Below are 17,043 nucleotides of genomic sequence, written 5' to 3' on the forward strand. Positions count from 1 at the left end.
GGAAAATACAGGTGCCTACCTCTACGTCATTGCCGACGGTACCTCCAAGCCAGGGAGCGGCGAATTGGCGCGTGCTCTGACCCACCATCTTCTTGATGTCTTTTCCCGCACGGCACCCTCTATTGCCTCATGCCCCGATAAGGCCCTGCGGCTGACACTTACCTCACTCAACGAAGTGCGTTCAAACCTTTGCCCAGTCTTTCCATTTGCCTCCACCAGCTACCTTGCACTGTTGGTTGTTGGTCAAACGGCCGCCTCCATTCACGCAGGTGACTGCTGCCTGGGACACCTGGGCGAAGATCAACGGATAAATTGGCTGAATCCGCCACACTGTGGTCCCAACTGGAAAGGTGACCTGAGCCATTCATTCATCGCCAGCAGCCCTGCTCGCAAAAGGCTGCTCAATTGCATGAGCTACCGCCGTCCTCACGAGCCAGCTGTTCAGTCCATCCAAACAACTGCGGACACAACATGGATTTTGGCAACAGACGGGTTCTGGGCCGAGCTCTCAATCGAACACCAGCTCAACGCTATCGCGCAGCGAAGCCTTGACGGGCACTCAACCGAAGACGATGTCACTTTCATGCTGTTGCAGATGTAGAGATCAGCGCTCCGCCGCTTGCAACGGATACACCGACTCCCATCCACCCCCCAAGGCCTTGTACAACCCAACCATCGCCAGCGACACGCCGGTGGAGCTTTCCACCCACTGCTCCTGCGTCGCCAACAGCGCGCTTTGCACGGTGAGCACGTTGACGAAATCCACCACGCCTTCCACGTACTGATGTTGCGCGGTGATCAGGGCGATTTGGTTCTGGCGCACCGCTTCAGCGAGGCTGTCGCGACGCAGTTGGCTGGCGTTGTAGCGGGTCAGTTGATCGTCGATTTCATGCCAGGCACGCAGCACGGTTTGCTGGTACGCCAGCGCCGCTTCCTGTTGCTGGGCCTCGCGCAGGTTCAACATGCCTTGCAGGCGCCCGCCATTAAACAGCGGCAGGCTGAATTGCGGGCCAAAGGCAAACGCGCGGGAACCCCAGGAGCCGAAATCCGAGAGTTGCATGGCTTGTGATCCGAGGCTGCCGGACAAGGTGATACGCGGGTAAAAATCACCTTTGGCCACGCCGATGCTGGCGGTGGCGGCGTGTAGGCGGGCCTCAGCCTGGCGGATGTCGGGGCGGCGTTCGGCCAACTCGGACGGTAGGCCGATAGCGACCTGGCGTTGGGTTTGCGGCACGGCGGCGTCCTTGGACAGTTGCGCGTGCAGGGCTTGCGGCGGCTCGCCCATCAGCAGGCTCAAAGCGTTGATCAACTGGTCTTGGCGTTGCTGCAAATCCGGCAGGCGCGCTTCGATAGCGGCCACTTGGGCGGCGGCTTCGGCTACGTCCAGATCTGTCGCCACGCCGTCGGCCAAGCGCAGTTGCGAGAGCTTGAGGCTATGGCGGGCGACGTCGAGGTTTTGCTCGGTGACGGCGCGAGTGTTCTGCACGCCGCGCAGTTGAATATAGTCCTGGGCGGTTTCGGCGAGTACCGACAGCAACACGGCGCGGCGATCGTTTTCTGCGACTTGCAGGGTGGCATCGGCGGCTTCGGTTTCGCGCTTGACCCGGCCCCAGAAGTCCAGCTCCCAGGAGGCCGAGAAGCCCATGTCCCACTGGTTGTACGCCGAGCGGCCATTCTCGCCAGACGGGTCACTCAAGCCCTTGCCACTGTTGCGTTGGCGCAGGTAATCACCCGTAGCGCTGACGTTGGGATAGCGCTCGGCGGTGGTCACCTGGCGTACGGCGCGGCTTTGTTGCAAGCGGCTGCTGGCCAGTTTCAGGTCGAGGTTGTCGGTCAGGGCACGGCGTGTAAGTGCCGAGAGTTGCTCATCGTGGAACACATCCCACCAGCGCTCCTGCAAAGGGTCCGTCACGGCGCGGCTGGCGGCCTGACGGCCCTGGGGCTCGGACCACTGCGTAACGTTCGGCCCCTGGGGCTTCTGGAAATCCGGGCCGACGGTGCAGGCGCTCAGGCTGATAAGGCTCAAGGTGAGCCAGGCAAGCTGTCTCATTGCTGGGCCACCTCACGCTGCCGCGCGACCGGTTGGGTATCGACGCTGGCTTCCACCGACATGCCGACGCGCAGGCGCTCGGTCAGCGCCTGGTTAGGTTCGAGGACGATCTTCACCGGAATGCGCTGCACTACCTTGGTGAAGTTGCCGGTAGCGTTGTCGGGTTTGACCGAGGCAAAGGTCACCCCGGTAGCAGGCGCCAGGCTTTCCAGATGGCCGTTGAGCAGTTCGCCGTCGAGGCTGTCGACGCGCACCTGCACGGCCTGGCCGGCGTGCATATGGGACAGCTGCGTCTCTTGGAAATTGGCAACCACATAGGCCTCGGCCAACGGCACCACCGCGAGGATCTTGCTGCCCGGCGTCACATAGGCACCGACCCGCACGGCGCGCTCACCGACCATGCCATCCACCGGCGCCACGATGCGGGTGTAGGACAGCTGATAACTGGCCATTTCCAGCGCAGCCTGGGTACGTTTGAGCCCACCTTCGGCGGCATCGCGCTGGGCGCTGAGGATTTCTACCTGCTTGCGTTCGGCCGCCAGCACCGCCGTAGCATTCGCCAGGCGCGCGGTGGCCTGGTCGATGCGGGTTTTGGCTTGCTGGGCGTTCTGCACGGTGCCCGCGCCCACACCGGCGAGGTGGTTGTAGCGGTTCAGTTCGTGTTCGGCAAAGGCGACTTCGGCGCGGTCTGCCGCCACCGTGGCTTGGGCCTGGGCGATCACCGAGCTTTGGCGTTCGAGGGTGGCGGTGGCATTTTTCAGCTGGGCTTGGGCAACCAAAGTATCCGCATCGGCAGCTTGGGCGGCGGCACGAAAATCGCGGTCGTCGATCAGCGCCAACAGTTGGCCAGCCTTGACCCGCTGGTTGTCTTCCACCAGCACTTCCTTGATAAAGCCGGCCACACGCGGCGCCACCAGGGTGAAGTCGGCGGCGACGAAGGCGTCGTTGGTGGTCTGGCGCTTGCTGCCCAACAGACCAGGTGCGACCAGGTACACCAGCACGCCGACAGCAAATACGGCGATAACGGAGACGGCAATTTTGTCTTTGCGTTTCATGAAAAATCCTTTTGGCTAGGTCGGTGCGCGCGGTGGAAAAATCCGCGTCGGCATCCAGAAAATCAGCAGAATCAACGCCACCGCGACGGCGGCCATGACGTAATAAAGGTCGGAAGACGTCAGTACCACGGCCTGCTCGTGCAGACGGTGGGCCAGGCCCGGCGCGTCGCCGTCGGCCAGGGGCGAGTTGCCGAGGCTGTCCACTAACATCGTCGAGTGGAAGTGCAGGCGCTGGGTGGTCAGCGTGTCCAACACGGCGGTGGCGATCACGGCGGCAAGGCCCTTGATGGTGTTGAACCACGCCGAGGCGAACGGCCCATCCATTGGCTGAATGCTGCCGGTGGAAAGCATCAGCAACGGCAGCACGGCCATCGGCTGACCGAAGATTTGCAGCAGGTACAGGCCATAGAAATCGTCACGAATCCACGCCGATGTCAGCTGCGCACTGCCGACACAACACAGCACCAACATGCTCAGGCCGATCCCCAGCACCCAACGGCAATCGACCCAACGCAGGTTGCACAACGCAGCCACCAGCGGCAGCGCGATCAGTTGCGGCAACGCCATCAGCAGCATCACGGGCGCGGTTTGCAGCGGGCGATAACCCTGCACCTGGGCGAGGAAGCTCGACGGGATGATGATCACCGAGGTCAGCACCATCAACACGCCCGCCAACACAATCAGGGCAAATGCCAGGTTGCGCAGGCCGAGCATCTGCAACTTGAAAAACGGCATCGGGTGCGACCACTCATTGAACATGAACAACACCAGCAACAGCGTGCCGCCACTCAGCAGGAAGGTGATCAAGCCCGACTCGAACCAGTCCAGGCGGTTTCCCTGCAACAGGCCGATCACCAGCATGCAGATCGCCGGAAATCCCAGCAGCAGGCCGCGCCAGTTGAACTGTTTGAAACGCTCCAGGCGCAGCGGGTCTTGCGGCAAGCCATAGGCCACGGCGGCCATGGCCAGCAGGCACGGCGCAACGATCTGCCAGAACGCCCATTGCCAGCCGACGTATTCGGTCCACAGCGCCGCCAGCGGCGTACCCAGGCTGGGGCCGAACGTGGCGGTGAGTGCGTAGCCGGCCAGCCCATACAGCTTGACGTTGGCCGGCAGGAAGCGCAGCGCCACGGTCATCAGCATCGGCGGCAACGCGCCACCGGCCAGGCCTTGTACGGTGCGCAGCACCAGCAGGCTTTCGTAGTTCGGTGCAAACGGGCACAGGATGCCCAGCACGGTGAACAAGCCGATAGCGCACAGCGTGAAGCGGCGCAGGGAAAAGGTCACCGAACACCAGGGTGCAAAGGCCATGGCCGCCACGGAGGTGGCGGTGTAGGCCGCGACCAACCAGGTGCCTTCGTCAAAGCCGATGTACAGCGCACCGCGAATATCGGCGAGGGCGACCTTGGTGACCATCTCGTTGAGACCGGACACCAGCACCGCCAGCAACACGCCGACCAGACCAATGATGATGCGCGGGCCGAACGCCGCCGGGCTTAAAGCTGTGGGTTTGGCTGCGGCCTGGAGGGCGGGAGCAGCGAGGGAAGTCATGAACACGTAACTCGGAATTATAAATACCCGAGCAGTTTAATCAGGCACACACATGACAAAAAGTTACTTGCTGGAAGCTTATAAGTGCACCAGACGCAACTATCGGATTGGCTCCTACAGGGAGGGGTGGTGTGTCAGGTGGGTTGGGCTTCGAGCCACGTAGCGTGACAGCTCTCGCGCATGGTTTCGCGCAGCCATTTATGGGCCGGGTCTTTGTCGAAGCGCGGGTGCCAGGATTGAGCCAGGACCAGTGTCGGCAGGGAGATGGGCAAGGCGAACGCGCGCAATGGCAATTTCAAGCGGTTGGCGCTCAACAGTGCCTCTTTGGGCACCGGCAAGATCAGGTCGGAATCAGGCAGCATGAACATCGCGCCGTGAAAACCTGGGGCGATCATCGCTACGCGGCGCTCCAGACCCAGGGCACTCAGCGCGGTATCGATCGGCCCACGGGCAAGGCCGCGCCGGGAGATGCTGATATGGGAATAGCTGGCGAAACGTGCGGCGGTAATCTCGCCATCGAACAACGGATGGTCTTCCCGCGCGAGGCCGACGAAGGTGGTGGAGAACAGGGTTTGTACTTTCACTTCAGGGCTGGGGGGCATGGTGTTGCTCACCCGCAAATCCAGCCGCCCTTCGCGCAGCGCTTCGTCGTCAGTGTCGCCTTCGGGCACAAAGCACAGCTCGCACAGCGGTGCCACGCGCTCCATCGTGTCAAACAGCCGACCGCCATACACACCGATAAAAAAGTCATTGGCCCGCACGCTGAAGCGACGGCGCAAGGTGCTCAAATCCACTTGATCCGCCGAACGAAACAGCAGCGCCGCCTGCTCCACCACGTTGCGTACCTGGCCTTGTAACTGCAACGCCTTGGGCGTCGGTACCAGGCCACGACCGGCGCGCACCAGAATCGGATCCCCCACCGCCTCGCGAATGCGCGTGAGGGTGCGGCTCATGGCCGCCGGGCTTAAGTTCATCCGCCGCGCAGCACCCACCACGCTACCTTCGTCGAGCAAAGCGTCGAGGGCGACCAGCAGGTTCATGTCCGGTAGTTGCATGCCAAGCACTCGTGATCAGTCGGGAGTGAACTGGGCGCAATCGTAGCAGGATTAAAACCAAGGGTTCAGCGCTGCATGCCCCAGCGTTTCACCGTCAGCCGCTCGAAGGTGTCGAACACCAGGTTTTCCACAAGCAAGCCGATCAGGATCACCACGGCCAAGCCGGCAAACACTTTGTCGGTGTACAGCTCATTGCGGTTCTGGAAGATGTACCAGCCCAACCCGCCTTTACCACTGGTGGCGCCGAACACCAGTTCGGCGGCGATCAACGTACGCCAGGCAAATGCCCAGCCGATTTTCAGGCCGGCGAGAATCGACGGCAGCGCCGCCGGAATCAGGATGAACAATACAAAACGCATGCCCTTGAGGCCGTAATTGCGACCGGCCATGCGCAGGGTTTCTGACACCCCGAGAAACCCGGAATAGGTGTTCAGTGCCAAGGCCCACAGCACTGAATGCACCAACACGAAGATCAGACTGTTCTGCCCCAGGCCGAACCACAGCAACGCCAGCGGCAGTAAAGCAATCGCCGGCAGCGGGTTGAACATCGAGGTCAGGGTGCTCAGCAGGTCGCGACCCAATTGGGTCGACACCGCCAACGTGGTCAAGGCGAACGCCAGCACGATGCCGATCAGGTAACCCTTGATCAGCACCACCAGCGAGATGCTGACCTTGCTCAGCAATTCGCCACTGAGCAGGCCGTCATAGAGCGCGTGAGAGGTCTGCAAAAAGCTCGGCAACAGCAGGTCGTTGTTCTGGTAACGGGCGACCGCCTCCCAAAGGATCGCGAGCACGATAAGGATCAGCCCCTTGCGTAGCCAGCCTTGTTGCCACAGGCGTTGACGCAGGGGTAGTTCGCGCTCAACGGGGACGCTGAGCAGCGGTTCGAGGGTAATTTCGTATTCCTGGCGCATGGGAGGCCCCTTCAATATGCAATGCGGATATCGGCGAAACCCAACGCTTGTTCGGCCTCGGGCGCTTCATCGAACAGCAGGCGATGAATGCGCCGCGCCGACGCCTGGAACTCCACACCGCCGAGGCTGTGCAGGTCGTATTGATGGCTGTGGATTTCGGCGCGCACCCGCCCAGGATGGGGCGACAGCAGCAGGATACGATTGCCCACCACCAGTGCTTCTTCGATGGAGTGGGTGACGAACAACAGGGTGAAGCGCACCTCTTCCCAGAGCAGCAGCAATTCTTCCTGCATCTTGCGTCGGGTCAGGGCGTCCAGGGCGGCGAAGGGTTCATCCATCAGCAGGATTTTCGGCTGCATGGCCAAGGCGCGAGCAATCGCCACCCGGGCTTTCATGCCACCGGAAAGGGTGTGGGGGTAAGCGTCGGCGAAGGCACTGAGGCCGACTTTGTCGAGGTAGTGCAACGCGCGTTCTTCGGCTTCGCGGCGCTTCAGGGTTCTGGACGCTAGCAACGGGAACATCACGTTCTGTTTGACGGTTTTCCACGGCGGCAGTTGGTCGAATTCCTGGAACACCACAATACGATCCGGACCGGGTTGTTCGACCTTTTGCCCCAGCAGGCGAATCTCGCCTTCGCAGGGTTTGATAAACCCGGCGATGGATTTGAGCAAAGTGGATTTGCCGCAGCCCGAGGGGCCCAGCAGCACGTAACGGTCGGCCGGGTCGATCTCGAAACTGACCTGGTGGGTGGCCCGCACCACGCGTTCGGGGGTGCGGTATTCAAGGCTGACTTTATCCACCGCCAGCAACGGGGCGGTGGTGTGCAGGTTGCTGGCCGTGTGGCCTTGCAAGGGCGCGTTCATCTCAACTTCCTTGCAGGGGCTTGGCGTCCTGGAAGAAATAGTCCTTCCACGATTCAGGCTTGTTCTTGATGGCGCCGACGCGGTAAAGGAATTCCGCCAGCGGGTAGGTGTTTTTCGGCGTGACGCTGAATTCGAACTGCGGGTTGTCGATGATTTTCAGCAGCGCGGCACGGTCGATCTTGGCTTTGGTCACGCGGATGTAAGTATCGGCGGCGGCGCCTTTGTCGTTCTGGGCGAACTGCGCGGCTTCGGTCAGCGCCTCAACGAACGCCTTGTAGGTTTTCGGGTTGTCGTTGCGGAATTTCTCAGTGGCGAACAGCACCGTCGGCGAGTTCGGGCCGAACAGGTCGTAGGTGTTCAACACCACGTGCACGTTAGGGTTCGCCAGGGCCTGATCCTGGAACGGTGGGTTGGAAAAATGCCCGGTCAATTCGGTGCCGCCGGCGATCAACGCAGCGGTGGCATCAGGGTGTGGGATGGCCACGGTGTACTTGTCGAGGCGGTTGAACTCCTTGTCGCCCCACTGTTTGGCGGCGGCGTATTGCAGGAAGCGCGACTGTACCGACACGCCGACCGCAGGCACGGCGATACGGTCTTTTTCGGTGAAGTCGGCGATGGTCTTGACCTTGGGGTTGTTGCTCACCAGGTAGTAGGGGAAGTTACCCAGGGACGCGACAGCCTTGACGTTCTGCTTGCCGCGGGTGCGGTCCCAGATAGTCAGCAGCGGGCCAGTACCGGCACCGGCGATGTCGATGGAGCCGGAGAGCAGCGCGTCGTTGACCGCTGCGCCGCCGGACAGTTGGGTCCAATCGACCTTGATGTCGATACCTTCCTGCTTGCCATATTTTTCGATCAGGTTCTGGTCACGCACCACGTTGAGCAGCAGATAAACGATGCCGAACTGCTCGGCGATACGAATCTCGCCTTCGGCCTGCGCAGCGGCCGGTGCGACCAGGCTGCCGGCCACCAGGCTGATGCCCAGGCCTATCGTCGCGGCCAAGCGTGCAAATGGAATGTTCCTGGACATGGTCATGCTCCGAATCAGAAAGGCGCGTCGCCCTGGATGGTGGTGCGAAACAGCTTGCGGCGCAGATGGCTAGGGCAACCGGCGGCCAGGTGGATCAGCGAGCGGTTGTCCCAGAACACCAGGTCGTGGGGCTGCCACTGGTGGCGGTAGATGTTTTCCGGCAGCACGCTGTGGGCGTAGAGCTGGGCCAACAGGTCACGGCTTTCGTCGTCCGGCAGGCCGACGATGCGGGTGGTGAAACCTTCACTGACGAACAGCGCTTTGCGGCCGTTTTCCGGGTGGGTGCGCACGATCGGGTGCACCACTTCGGCGACTTGGGCCAGCTGTTCAGGGGTCAGGGTTGGGCGCCAATTGCCTTCGAATTTGGTCTCGCTGTAGCGCGCGGTGTAGGAATGCGCGGCGCTACGACCTTCAACCGCTTTACGCAGGTGCTCGGGCAGTTGGTCCCAGGCTTTGTGCATGTCGGCGAACAGGGTGTCGCCGCCTTCGGAAGGCAGCTCCTGGGCGTGCAGCATCGAACCCAGGCTTGGCAGTTCTTTATAGGACAGGTCGGAGTGCCAGAACTTGCCCGCGTCGCCCAGGCCGATGGATTGGCCGTTTTCGATGATGTTGGAGACGATCAGGATTTCCGGGTGGTTGGCCAGCAGAAACTGTTTGAGCACGTGGATTTGCAGCACGCCGAAACGGCGGCTGAAAGCGATCTGTTGTTCGGGGGTGATGCGTTGGTCACGGAAGACCACGACGTGGTGGTCCAAGTGCGCACGGTGAATGCGCGCGAAGTCTTGGTCGTTCACCGGGAGGGACAAATCCAGGCCAATGATCTCGGCGCCGACGCTGCCGGGGAGTGGACGAATCTCGAAGGTTTGCGCGGTTGGGGTCGCTGTTGGAACAGTAGAGGTGGCGGACATGAGGTCACTCCCGGTCGGACAGGGAAGTAACTTTATAGGCATAAGAATTGTAATTTAAATACCGTTAATGAATAACGATATGGCGTTTTGCGGTAGCCATTGGGAATGTGGTGATACTGATGACGCTATCGCAGGCAAGCCAGCCCCCACAGGGAAACGCATTCCAATGTGGGAGCCGGGCTTGCCCGAGATGAGGCCCGTACAGCCGACGAGGGCTATCGCTCGTGCAACGCCTCAGCCCGCGCCTTGATGATCGGCTTGAGCAGGTAGCTCAGGATGCTTTTCTTGCCGGTGATGATATCCACCGAGGCCACCATGCCAGGGATGATCAGCAACGGTTTCTCATCCGTGCCCAAATGGCTGCGGTCGGTACGCAGGGTGATCATGTAGTAGGTGGTTTTCTTGTCTTCATCGGTGATGGTGTCGGCGCCGATGCGTTCGAGCTTGGCTTTCAGGCCGCCGTAGATGGTGTAGTCATAGGCGGTGAATTTGACGATCGCTTCTTGCCCCGGGTGCAAAAAGGCAATGTCTTGCGGACGGATCTTGGCCTCCACCAGCAGGGTGTCGTTGAGCGGCACGATTTCCACCATGTCGCTGCCCGGCTGAATCACGCCGCCGACGGTGTTGACCAACAACTGCTTGACGATACCGCGCACCGGTGAGGTCACCAGCGTACGGCTGACCCGATCTTCCAGGGCACGACCCGTGGATTCGGCCTTGTTCAGCTCGGTGCGCGCTTCGTTGAGTTGAGTCAGGGCTTCACTGCGGAATTTGCCACGGGTTTCGTCGATCTTGCGCTGCACTTCCTTGATCGCCGATTCGGCGCGGGGAATCGCCAGGGTGGTGGCGTCCAACTGGCCACGGGTTTCCATTTCGGCACGCTTGAGGCGCAGCACTTCCACCGGTGACACCGCACCCTGGGCCACCAACGGCTCGGACATGTTGATTTCCTGGCGCTGCAAGGACAACTGGCTGCGGTACTGGCCTTGTTTGGAGCTGAACTCGCGCAGTTCCTGCTGGCGCTGTACCAGTTGCTCTTGCAAGCCGCCGACCTCGTCCTTCAATTGCTGGCGGCGGCTGTCATACAAGGAGCGCTCGTTGGCAGCCTGGCTTGGCGCGGCCTTGAGCACGTCGTCGGGGATGTTCAGCGGGCGATCGTCCACCTGCGCACTCAGACGCTCAACGCGCAGTTGCATGGCCAGGCGCAGGGCTTCGGTTTCACCGGCGTTGGAGACAAACCGCGTGTCATCGAGACGAATCAACGGCGCACCGGCTTCTACGATCTGGCCTTCCTTGACGTACAACTCGGAGACGATACCGCCTTCCAGGTTCTGGATTTTCTGCAACTTGGACGACGGAATCGCTTTGCCGTCGCCACGGGTGACTTCGTCGATGCTGGAGAAGCCTGCCCACGTCACCAGGAATACGAAGAACGCGATGATTGCCCAGATGGTCAGGCGAATAACTCGCGGCGCATCTTCGATCAGCGCTTTATTGACCTCAGGCAGTGGCTGGCCCTGTAACGAGTCGGTGCCTTTGAAATAGCGGCCGACCGCACTCTTGATGGAGTTAAGCAACACTGATCTGCCCCTTCTTCAACGCTTCCATAACCACGGCTTTCGGGCCGTCCGCGAGGATCTGCCCACGGTCGACCACCAACAGACGGTCCACCAGGGAGAGCAGTGAGGCACGGTGGGTGACCAGCACCACGGTCTTGTTTTGCACCACGGCTTGCAGGCGTTGTTTCAAGCGTTCTTCACCGGTGTTGTCCATGGCGCTGGTGGGTTCGTCCAACAGCAGGATGGGCGGGTTGAGCAATAGCGCACGGGCCAGGGCGACGTTTTGCCGCTGACCACCGGACAGGTTCTGCCCACGCTCGCCGACTTGCAGCTCATAACCTTGGGGGTGCAGCCGGGCGAATTCGTGCACGCCGGCCAGTTCGGCGGCTTGCAGGACCATTTCGTCCTCGACATAACGCGCACCGGACACCAGGTTGTCGCGCAGGGTGCCGGCCAGCAATTGGATGTCTTGGGCGACGTAGCCGATGTTGTGGCGCAGTTCGCTGACATCGATCTGGCGCACATCCACGCCGTCCACCAACAAGGCACCGGAGTCAGGCTGGTAAAGGCCGACGATCAGTTTGGCGAGGGAGCTTTTACCCGAGCCGCTGCGGCCGATGATGCCGATTTTCTCGCCAGGCTTGACCACCAGGTTGATGTTTTTCAGCGCGGGGTTCTGCTGGTTCGGATAGGTGAAGTTCAGGCCACGGCACTCGATGGCACCTTGCAAGGTGCGGCGGCTCATGGGGCGCTCTTCGAAGTTGCGCTCTTGGGGCAGCTCCATCATCTGGTCCACCGAGGTCATGGTGACCTTGGCTTGCTGGTAACGGGTCAGCAGGCCCGACAGTGAGGCCAGAGGGCTCAAGGCGCGACCACTGAGCATGTAGCAGGCAATCAGGCCGCCCATGCTGAGGTTGCCGTCGATGATTTGGTACACACCGAAGACGATCATGATCACGCCGGCCAATTGCTGGATGAGCAGGGTCATGTTCATCGACAGACCCGACAGCAGCTTAACGCGCAGCTCAAGTCGGCTGAGGGTGCCGATAGTCTGCTCCCAGCCATACTGGCGTTCGCTCTCGGCGTTGTTGACCTTGACCGCGTCCAGCCCGGCTAGGGTTTCGATCAAACTCGACTGGCGCTCGGCGGCCAAGGCCATGGTTCGTTCCATGGTCGCCACCAGCGGTTTTTGCAGGGCGTAGCCGATGCCCAGGGCAATCGGGAACGCCAACACCGGAATCCACACCAAGTGCCCGCCGAGCATGGCGATCACCAGGAAAATCAACAGGGTGAACGGCAGGTCGATCAAGCTGGTGAGGGTCAGTGACGCCAGGAAATCGCGCAGGCTCTGAAACTCGTGGATGTTCTGGGCGAAGCTGCCGACCCGTGCCGGGCGGTACTTCATGGACATGCCGACGATGCGCTCGAACAACGTGGCCGAGATGATCAGGTCGGTCTTTTTACCGGCCAGGTCCAGGCACAGGCTGCGCAGGCTTTTGAGCACTAGGTCAAACAGGTACGCACCGCAGATACCCACGGCCAGCACCCACAAGGTGGCCGTGGCCTGGTTCGGTACCACGCGGTCGTAGACGTTCATCACGAACAACGGCGCGGCCATGGCAATGATGTTGATCAGGAAGCTCGCGGCGATGGCGTCGGTATAGAGCCAGCGCGAACGCTTGAGCGTGTCACGAAACCACGAGCGCGCCCGAGGAATCAGGGTGCCGTGGTTAACGTCGAATTTGTGCTGAGGCTGGGCGAAGAAGACCTTTCCGATGTAGTCGTCAGCCAACACTTCACGCTTGATGAGCACTTCACCGCCGTCGCTTTCGCTGAGCAGGACCCGTGCTTCATCTTCGCCTTGCCACCCCACCAGCACGGCGCTGCGACCGTCCTTGAGCAACAGCAGCGCCGGCAGTGCGATCACCGGGATCTGTTCGAGCTTGCGCTGCAGCACCCGGCCTTGCAGCCCGGCACGCGCTGCTGCACGCGGCAGCAGCTCGGCACTCAAGCGCTGTGAAGGCAGCGGCAGGCCGGTGGTAAGCATGGCCGCGCTGGCGGGTTTCTGATGCAGGGCACAGAGCGTCAACAACCCGTCAAGTAACGGGTCGTCGTGCAGCGTGCGCGGATCATGACTGAGATGAACTCGACTGACTTCGGATTCCACGCGGTGCACTCTCGACTAACAGATGGGGCTATTTGGGGTGGCTCAATTCATCCCGGGCAGTTGGACTTTAGGCTTCACGTCAGTCTGCACGACGGAGGCCATCGGTGCGACCACTCCCTGGCTCTTGAGCAATTCACCCATGGTCGCCTTGATTCGATATTGAGTAAATAACTGAATGTTCTTGATCTCTTCCAGACGACGGGAAGCGGTGAACAATTCGTTCTCACTGTCGAGCAAATCCAGCAGGGTACGTTGGCCCAGACTAAACTGCTGCTGGTAAGAAGTACGCACCCGGGTGCTGTGGTCCACATATTGCTGGGCCACCGGCAACTGGGCATTGGCGTTGTTCAAGGCGTTCCAGGCCAAGCCTAGTTCTTCGTTGAGTTGGCGCAAGGCGTTGTTGCGGATATCCAGGGCCTGGCTGGCCTGGTACGACTTGGATTGCAGGTCAGCTTTGTTGCTGCCACCGGCGAACAGGTTGAAGCGCATGCGTACCATGGCTTCCCAACCGTTGTTGTGGCTGGCATCGCCGGAAACGTTGTTGTCGGCATTGGTGCCAAGCTCAGCATCAAAGCGCGGGTAGAACGTGGACTTGGCGGCTTCGTACTGGCTCTCGGCGGCGGAGATATCCGACTCGGCCGAACGCAGGATCGGGCTGTTGTCGAGCATCTGACGACGCGCTTCGTTCAGGTCAGCCGGCAGCATGGCCATGAACGGGGCCGGGCGCTCGAGCTGGTCGGGCATCTGGCCGACGGCGCTGAGGTAGTTGACCTGCGAGTCGGCCAGGTTGGTCTGCTCGGTGATCAGGTTGTTGCGGGCCTGGGCGAGACGCGCCTCAGCTTGGTCCTGGTCGGCACCGTTGCCGACGCCACGCTGGGTGCGCAACTTGATCTGGTCGTAGATGCGTTCGTGGTTGCGCAGGTTTTCTTCGGCCAGGCGCACGTACTCACGACGGGTCAGCACATCCAGGTAAACCTGGGCGACGGTCAAGCCGGTGCGCTCGGACGTACCCAGCAACGAGTAGGCGCGGGAGTTGACGTTGGCTTGTTGACGCCCGACTTCACTGGAGGTGGCGAAACCGTCAAAAATCATTTGCTGCAGGCGCAGACTGGATTCGCCGCGATTCAGCGTGTCCCAGTGGTTGCCGTTTGGGCCGTTGGCGGCGCGCGTGGTGGAGTTATCGGTGCCTTCGCGGCCGTAGCCGGCGTTCAGGTCAACGCGAGGCAGGTAGCCGCCTTGTGCAGCGCGCAGTTGGTAATCGGCGGCGATGCGGCTGTTTACACCGGCTTGAATTTCCGGGTGCACGTCCAGTGCCTGCTGCATGGCCTGGGGCAATGTTTGGGCTTGTACGAAACTGGCGGCGAGAACGAACGGTATTGCCTTAAGCAGATGCAAACGCATTTAAAGAATCCCCAGTACTTCTTGTCTCAAATCACAGCAATTTATGTCGCTGCGTCGGAAAATGGCTACCGTAATGACCGTACGTCGGAAAGTTCAAAAAGCGGAACTGCTTCACACATGTAGGACGGTTCGCCGCATAAATATCAATGTGACATTACGGGGGCGATTGTTTAGGATGGCGACCATAAGGTCAATAGTTTGGCATAAACTAGATCGCTAAAAAATCTAGTCAACTATTTGACGCCATCACTTACATAGACTATGTACCTCCAGTTTGGCGCTCTCCCCGCGAGCAGCCACATGGAACTCATCAGAAACGGATCGCCGGAGAAATCTTCAATGAGCAGTGTTGTTGCCATCGTCAAAAGCATTGTTGGTCAAGTTTTCGTTGTTTCTCCGGAAGGGGCACGCCGCGTCCTCGTAGAAGGCGATCGGCTGTTCGCGGGCGACCAGGTGGATACTGGCATGTCAGGTGCTGTCAGCCTGGAACTGGCCGACGGCCGCACGCTGGACCTGGGCCGGGAGACCCAGTGGAGCGCCGACTTGCCGGACTCCAGTCTCGACCTGGCTACTGCCGCTGAAAACGCTGCGCCGTCTGTCGCCGAGCTGCAGCAAGCCATCGTTGCCGGCGCCGACCCGACCACCGACCTGGAAGCCGCTGCCGCAGGCCCGACCGCAGGCGGTAATGGCGCCGCAGGGGGTGGACACAGTTTCGTGGTACTGGATGCGACCGCAGGCCGTGTCGACCCAACGATCGGCTTCCCGACCGCAGGCCTGGGCCAAGCCACCTCAGCCCTGACCCAGAACGTCGGCGCCCAACCCAACACCGCAGGCGGTGGTGGCCTGGTCCTGCAAACCGCCACACTGACACTGGGCGCCACACCGACCATCACTGAAGCCGGCGGCGTGCTGACCTACACCGCCACCGTGACTCAGCCGCCCGTCGGCAACCTGATCATTACCCTGTCCAACGGTGCGGTGATCACCATCCCGTCCGGCCAACTGACCGGCACCGTCAACGTGCCCCTGGCCCCTAACGACAGTCCGTACATCGACCCAAGCCAGATCAGCGTCAACGTCACCGGCACCACCGGCGGCAACAATTTGGTCCTGACCATCAACCCGGCGCCGGCCGTTACTCAGGTTACCGATACCATCGACACCACGACCGTGACGTTGACGGCTGGTGGGACTGTGACCGAGGGCGGTCAGATCACTTACACCGCCACTCTGACCAATCCAGCGCAAACGCCGGTAACTGTCACTTTGAGCAATGGCTCGGTGATTACTATCAAGGCTGGTGAATCCGTGGGCACGGTGGTCGTGGATACCCCGGCTAACGATGTCTATAACAACGGTTCCACTGTCAGCACTACGATTACGGGTGCAACTGGCGGCAACTTTGAAAACCTGGTGCCGAACACTACGCCTGCGGTCACCACGATTACTGATTCGATCGACACCACTACCGTTACGTTAACGGCTGGTGGGGCTGTGGTCGAGGGCGGTCAGATCACTTACACCGCCACCCTGACTAATCCAGCACAAACGCCGGTAACTGTCACTTTGAGCAATGGCTCGGTGATTACTATCAAGGCTGGGGAGTCCGTGGGCACGGTAGTCGTGGATACCCCGGCTAACGATGTTTACAACAACGGTTCCACTGTCAGCACCACCATCACCAAGACCGATGGCGGTAACTTCGAGAACCTGGTCACCGACCCTAAAGCAGCAGTGACTACGATCACCGACTCGGTCGATAACACCACCGTGACCCTGTCCGCCGATAAAGGAACCGTGCTTGAAGGCGGTGATATCACTTACACCGCGACGCTGACTAACCCGGCGCAAACTGCGGTCACCGTGACTCTTTCGAACGGTCAGACGATTACCATCAAAGCCGGTGAATCCACAGGCTCGGTGGTGTTCCACACCCCAGCCAACGACGTTTACAACAACGGTTCCACCGTCAGCACCACCATCACCAAGACCGATGGCGGCAACTTCGAAAACCTGGTCACCGACCCTAAAGCAGCAGTGACTACGATCACCGACTCGGTCGACAACACCACCGTGACGCTGTCTGCCGATAAAGGGACCGTGCTTGAAGGCGGTGACATCACCTACACTGCGACGCTGACTAACCCGGCGCAAACTGCGGTCACCGTGACTCTTTCGAACGGTCAGACGATTACCATCAAAGCTGGTGAATCCACAGGCTCGGTGGTGTTCCACACCCCAGCCAACGACGTCTACAACAACGGTTCGACCGTCAGCACCACCATCACCAAAACCGACGGCGGTAACTTCGAGAAGTTGGTGACAAATCCTGATGCAGCTAAAACTGTCATCACCGATTCGATCGATACCACCACCATCACTCTGACCGCTGACAAAACCGTGGTTGAAGGCGGTGACATCACCTACACCGCGACCCTGACCAACAAGGCGCAAACTGACGTCACCGTAACGTTGAGCAACGGCCAAACCATC

At 60.6% G+C, this 17,043-nt stretch carries 13 protein-coding genes; 2 read left to right on the forward strand and 11 right to left on the reverse strand.

Features of this window, described 5'->3' with window-relative positions:
- Nucleotides 1–64: 64 nt before the first annotated feature.
- A complete protein-coding gene (locus tag BFL40_RS03645) occupies nucleotides 65–601 on the forward strand; it encodes a protein phosphatase 2C family protein (protein ID WP_235864704.1) in 537 nt (178 codons plus the stop codon).
- A gap of 3 nt (nucleotides 602–604) precedes the next feature.
- Here the strand turns inward: BFL40_RS03645 and BFL40_RS03650 are convergent, their stop codons facing one another.
- The 11 genes from BFL40_RS03650 to BFL40_RS03700 form a co-directional block, all read right to left on the reverse strand.
- Entirely contained in the window at nucleotides 605–2,050 is a 1,446-nt protein-coding gene (locus tag BFL40_RS03650; RefSeq protein WP_071482895.1) for an efflux transporter outer membrane subunit, read from the reverse strand.
- On the reverse strand, nucleotides 2,047–3,105 hold the full coding sequence (locus BFL40_RS03655; RefSeq protein WP_071482896.1) for an HlyD family secretion protein: 1,059 nt from the start codon (nucleotides 3,103–3,105) through the stop codon (nucleotides 2,047–2,049). The genes BFL40_RS03650 and BFL40_RS03655 overlap by 4 nt, the downstream gene beginning before the upstream one ends.
- Nucleotides 3,106–3,120: 15 nt before the next feature.
- On the reverse strand, nucleotides 3,121–4,656 hold the full coding sequence (locus BFL40_RS03660; protein ID WP_071482897.1) for an MFS transporter: 1,536 nt from the start codon (nucleotides 4,654–4,656) through the stop codon (nucleotides 3,121–3,123).
- 134 nt (nucleotides 4,657–4,790) lie between these two features.
- A complete protein-coding gene (locus tag BFL40_RS03665; RefSeq protein ID WP_071482898.1) occupies nucleotides 4,791–5,711 on the reverse strand; it encodes a LysR family transcriptional regulator in 921 nt (306 codons plus the stop codon).
- 65 nt (nucleotides 5,712–5,776) lie between these two features.
- Nucleotides 5,777–6,625: an ABC transporter permease gene (locus tag BFL40_RS03670; RefSeq protein ID WP_071482899.1), complete on the reverse strand. Its 849-nt coding sequence runs from the start codon at nucleotides 6,623–6,625 to the stop codon at nucleotides 5,777–5,779.
- An 11-nt stretch (nucleotides 6,626–6,636) separates the two neighbouring features.
- A complete protein-coding gene (locus tag BFL40_RS03675; RefSeq protein ID WP_071482900.1) occupies nucleotides 6,637–7,488 on the reverse strand; it encodes an ABC transporter ATP-binding protein in 852 nt (283 codons plus the stop codon).
- Between the two features lies 1 nt (nucleotide 7,489).
- Entirely contained in the window at nucleotides 7,490–8,515 is a 1,026-nt protein-coding gene (locus BFL40_RS03680) for an ABC transporter substrate-binding protein (protein WP_071482901.1), read from the reverse strand.
- A 14-nt stretch (nucleotides 8,516–8,529) separates the two neighbouring features.
- Nucleotides 8,530–9,423, reverse strand: a complete 894-nt coding sequence (locus BFL40_RS03685) for a TauD/TfdA dioxygenase family protein (RefSeq protein ID WP_071482902.1) — start codon at nucleotides 9,421–9,423, stop codon at nucleotides 8,530–8,532.
- A gap of 215 nt (nucleotides 9,424–9,638) precedes the next feature.
- Complete coding sequence (locus BFL40_RS03690; protein ID WP_071482903.1) at nucleotides 9,639–11,003, reverse strand: HlyD family type I secretion periplasmic adaptor subunit; 1,365 nt, start codon at nucleotides 11,001–11,003, stop codon at nucleotides 9,639–9,641.
- The gene (locus BFL40_RS03695; protein ID WP_071482906.1) at nucleotides 10,993–13,149 is read right to left on the reverse strand and encodes a type I secretion system permease/ATPase; all 2,157 of its coding nucleotides are present in this window, start codon (nucleotides 13,147–13,149) and stop codon (nucleotides 10,993–10,995) included. Before BFL40_RS03695 ends, BFL40_RS03690 begins: the two co-directional genes overlap by 11 nt.
- A 42-nt stretch (nucleotides 13,150–13,191) precedes the next feature.
- Entirely contained in the window at nucleotides 13,192–14,550 is a 1,359-nt protein-coding gene (locus BFL40_RS03700) for a TolC family outer membrane protein (RefSeq protein WP_071482904.1), read from the reverse strand.
- Nucleotides 14,551–14,889: 339 nt separating this feature from the next.
- On the opposite strand from BFL40_RS03700, the gene BFL40_RS03705 reads away from it, so the two are divergent.
- Nucleotides 14,890–17,043, forward strand: a 2,154-nt coding sequence (locus BFL40_RS03705) for a retention module-containing protein (RefSeq protein ID WP_143088327.1), incomplete at its 3' end; no start/stop codon positions are given.

Source organism: Pseudomonas costantinii, assembly GCF_001870435.1.
Taxonomy (GTDB): Bacteria; Pseudomonadota; Gammaproteobacteria; order Pseudomonadales; family Pseudomonadaceae; genus Aquipseudomonas; species Aquipseudomonas costantinii.